Below are 3,953 nucleotides of genomic sequence, written 5' to 3'. Positions count from 1 at the left end.
GGCTATCACAGGCGCCGATCAGTCTCGTGAAATCTATGGCTGCATGCTCCGCAAGGATGATCCATCGTTCAAAAAAGTGGTCGATGACGCGATTATTGCGACATTTGCTTCAGGTGAAATTGGCCAAATTTATTCTAAGTGGTTCGAACAGCCGATCCCCCCAAAAGGTTTGAGTTTAAATTTCCCAATGAGTGCAAAACTCAAAGAGCTCATTGCTAACCCTAACGACAAGCCCGCGCCCTAACAAATGCTACAGAAAACATGCAGTGTCTAACTGGGCTCGTCTAGTCGGTTAGACACTCAATTTGTGAGCAGGCCTCTGAGGAGGAGTTCGAATGAATTACAATTGGGACTGGGGGATTTTCTTTAAGTCCACCAGTATCGGCAATGAAATTTACCTGGACTGGTTTATTTCTGGCTTCGGCTGGACCATCAGTATTGCGTTAATGGCGTGGTGTATAGCTTTGCTGTTAGGGGCGCTTCTCGGTGTAATGCGCACGTTGCCCAATCGTTGGTTGTCTGGTTTTGCGACTATTTATGTGGAGATTTTCCGCAATGTCCCTTTACTGGTACAGCTTTTCATCTGGTACTTCTTGGTTCCCGATGTTTTACCTGAGGGGATTGGCAATTGGATTAAACAGGACCTCAATCCGACGACCTCCGCTTATATTTGTGTGGTGCTCTGTCTTGGTTTGTTTACGGCAGCTCGTGTCTGCGAACAAGTACGTACGGGTATCCAGGCTTTACCAAATGGACAGCTGGGAGCTGCTCGCGCTATGGGTTTTCGCTTACCCCGAATTTACCGATATGTGCTGCTACCCCAAGCTTTTCGAATCATCATCCCGCCGCTCACCAGCGAGTTCTTAAATATCTTCAAGAATTCGTCCGTGGCTTCGTTGATCGGGCTCATGGAGTTGTTGGCACAGACTAAACAAACCGCCGAATTTTCCGCCAATCTGTTCGAGGCCTTTAGCCTTGCCACCTTGATTTATTTCACCCTAAACATGGGACTGATGATGATCATGCGTGTCGTTGAAAAGACGGTAGCGGTTCCTGGGCTCGTCTCGGTTGAGGATAAGTGATGGATTTCAATTCAATCATCATGGCATTTCCGGGACTCGGCGAGGGCTTATTGATGACGCTGAAGATTTTGCTGCTAGGCGTTATCGGCGGCATTGTGCTCGGCACAGTACTAGCGCTCATGCGTTTGTCATCGAACAGATGGCTGTCATCGCTCGCCAGTACCTACGTAAATTATGTGCGCTCTGTACCCTTGTTACTTGTCATTACCTGGTTTTACTTGGCGGTACCATTCGTACTTCGCTGGATCACTGGACAAGATACGCCCATCGGGGCATTCACGTCCTGTGTAGTAGCCTTTGTGATGTTTGAGGCCGTGTACTTCTGCGAAATTGTACGAGCAGGTGTGCAATCGATCTCGCAGGGCCAAAAGKGGGCGGCGCAGGCTCTTGGCATGACTTACCTTCAAAGCATGCGACTGATTATTTTGCCTCAAGCCTTCCGCAAAATGATGCCGCTGTTACTGCAACAGAGTGTAATTCTTTTCCAAGATACGTCCTTGGTATACACAGTTGGCCTAATGGACTTCCTCAATGCTGCACGCTCCCGCGGCGACATTATTGGGCAGCCTAACGAATTGCTGATTTTTGCCGGATTGGTCTACTTCAGCTTCAGTTTTATTGCCTCTCAATTGGTCAAACTTCTGCAGAAAAGGTTAGCCGTATGATTTCCGTCAAGAGCGTCAACAAATGGGACAGAAGTTTGGAAGTACCAACAGACTGCGGCCCCGTATCTAGCAAATCAGATGTAATAGCTAATCAAATGATTTCCATACAAAATATAAGTAAATGGTATGGGAACTTTCAGGTGCTCACTAATTGCAGCACTACGGTGAAAAAAGGTGAGGTGGTGGTGGTATGCGGCCCTTCCGGGTCCGGGAAGTCCACATTAATTAAATGTGTAAACGCACTTGAGCAGTTTCAGGAAGGTGATATTACCGTCGATGGTGTTTCAATCGCCGATACAAAAACCGATCTTCCGAAATTGCGCTCACGGGTTGGTATGGTTTTCCAGCACTTTGAGTTGTTTCCACACCTGTCCATTACCGAGAACCTGACAATTGCACAAATCAAAGTGCTGGGCAGAAGTAAAAAAGAAGCCATCGAAAATGGGTTGAAGCTACTTGAGCGTGTAGGGCTTGCCGCTCATGCGCATAAGTACCCAGGACAATTGTCTGGTGGGCAGCAACAACGGGTAGCTATTGCCCGAGCACTTGCCATGGACCCAGTTGTGATGCTGTTCGATGAACCTACATCTGCTTTAGATCCAGAAATGGTAAACGAAGTATTGGACGTAATGGTTCAACTCGCTAACGAAGGTATGACAATGATGTGCGTTACTCACGAAATGGGTTTTGCGCGAAAGGTCGCTGATCGAGTGATATTCATGGACCAGGGGCTGATTATAGAAGATTGCCAAAAAGAGGATTTTTTTGGCGATATCAGTTCTCGTTCTGAGCGCGCTCAGAATTTTCTTAATAAAATTCTACAGTACTAGCTTTTAATTTCTTTCATAACGACATGAAAAGAAAAATAAATGTAAATATTAAAACGATATTAGGAGGCGCTTTTAGGGAAGGTAATTTCATTAGGGTTGGGCTTTGGCACTTTGAATAATGCTAAAGAGCAAAAAAACTGAAAGTCTTTGTGAGCGATCTAAGTAGTAGAGTTACGCAAGGCAAATTAAATTCCTCCGTCAGAGCGGTTTGCGTCCTGAACTTTAAATAGAGAGAACAAGAGATGAATACGCGCCTCCCTCTTCATATTTTCAATGCTTACGGCCCAGTTAGCGAAGATACTGATCCTCAGGAAACCGCTGAGTGGCTGGATGCTATTGACTCGGTTGCTCGTGAAGCGGGTGCCGAACGTGCGCAATATTTGTTCGATCGCGTGGCCGAATTCGCCCGGTCGCGAGGTGTGAAATCATCGCGAACCCGCGTCACGCCATACTGCAATACCATTGAGGTGGAGCAGCAACCGGCATATCCCGGCGATCTGGGTATTGAAGAAAAGATCAGTGCTGCATTGCGCTGGAATGCTTTGGCGATGGTCGTTCGTGCCAACCGTGCCTATGGTGAATTAGGTGGCCATATCGCCAGTTATGCATCAGCGGCTGATCTTTTTGAGGTCGGGTTCAATCACTTTTTCCGCGCTGACTCCGAACAACAAAAAGGCGACCTGGTTTACTTTCAACCTCATTCAGCACCCGGTGTTTACGCCCGAGCTTTTCTTGAGGGCTATCTGAGCGAAGAGCAGGTGGGCAATTATCGCCAGGAAATCAAAGGCCCGGGACTCTGTTCCTATCCTCACCCTTGGTTGATGCCTGACTTCTGGCAGTTTCCTACAGGTTCAATGGGTATCGGGCCAATTAATTCGATCTTCCAGGCGCGTTTCATGCGTTATCTGGAAAACCGAAGCCTCCTGGAAAGCAGCGACCGTCATGTTTGGGGCTTCTTCGGTGACGGTGAAATGGATGAGCCGGAATCCATTGGGGCATTGTCGCTCGCAGCGCGAGAGAAACTCGACAATCTGACCTTCGTAATCAACTGCAATTTACAACGACTCGACGGTCCAGTGCGTGGCAATGGCCGAATCATTGATGAGTTGGAAGCTCTGTTCGACGGAGCCGGCTGGAATGTGATCAAGGTCGTCTGGGGGTCTGATTGGGATGCCTTGTTTGCACGGGATAAAAGCAATGCATTGCTACGAGCGTTCGCCAATACGGTTGACGGTCAGTTCCAGACCTTTTCGGCGAATGATGGAAGCTATAACCGCGAGCGTTTTTTCAATCAAAATCCTGAACTGGCGGCGCTCGCTACACATTTGAGCGATGCCGATATTGATGTACTGCGCCGCGGTGGCCATGACGTGCGT

The 3,953-nt window shown here is 48.0% G+C and carries 3 protein-coding genes and 2 pseudogenes; all 5 read left to right on the top strand.

The genetic code is table 11. The features are described from left to right. Positions 1-244, top strand: a pseudogene (locus ACXRVY_RS19425) (amino acid ABC transporter substrate-binding protein); the annotation flags it as partial. Between the two features lie 91 nt (positions 245-335). Beyond that, complete coding sequence (locus tag ACXRVY_RS19420; RefSeq protein ID WP_223457585.1) at positions 336-1,082, top strand: amino acid ABC transporter permease; 747 nt, start codon at positions 336-338, stop codon at positions 1,080-1,082. Further along, positions 1,079-1,747 (top strand): amino acid ABC transporter permease, encoded by a 669-nt coding sequence (locus ACXRVY_RS19415; RefSeq protein ID WP_458238013.1) that lies wholly within the window; start codon positions 1,079-1,081, stop codon positions 1,745-1,747. The genes ACXRVY_RS19420 and ACXRVY_RS19415 overlap by 4 nt, the downstream gene beginning before the upstream one ends. Positions 1,748-1,842: 95 nt before the next feature. Beyond that, positions 1,843-2,577 (top strand): amino acid ABC transporter ATP-binding protein, encoded by a 735-nt coding sequence (locus ACXRVY_RS19410; RefSeq protein ID WP_223457661.1) that lies wholly within the window; start codon positions 1,843-1,845, stop codon positions 2,575-2,577. A 242-nt stretch (positions 2,578-2,819) separates the two neighbouring features. Beyond that, positions 2,820-3,953, top strand: a pseudogene (locus tag ACXRVY_RS19405) (pyruvate dehydrogenase (acetyl-transferring), homodimeric type); the annotation flags it as partial.

This window comes from Pseudomonas sp. P5_A2_2, assembly GCF_054177685.1.
The sequence above is the reverse complement of the archived record's forward strand: the minus strand, read 5'-3'. Positions and strand labels throughout refer to the sequence as shown.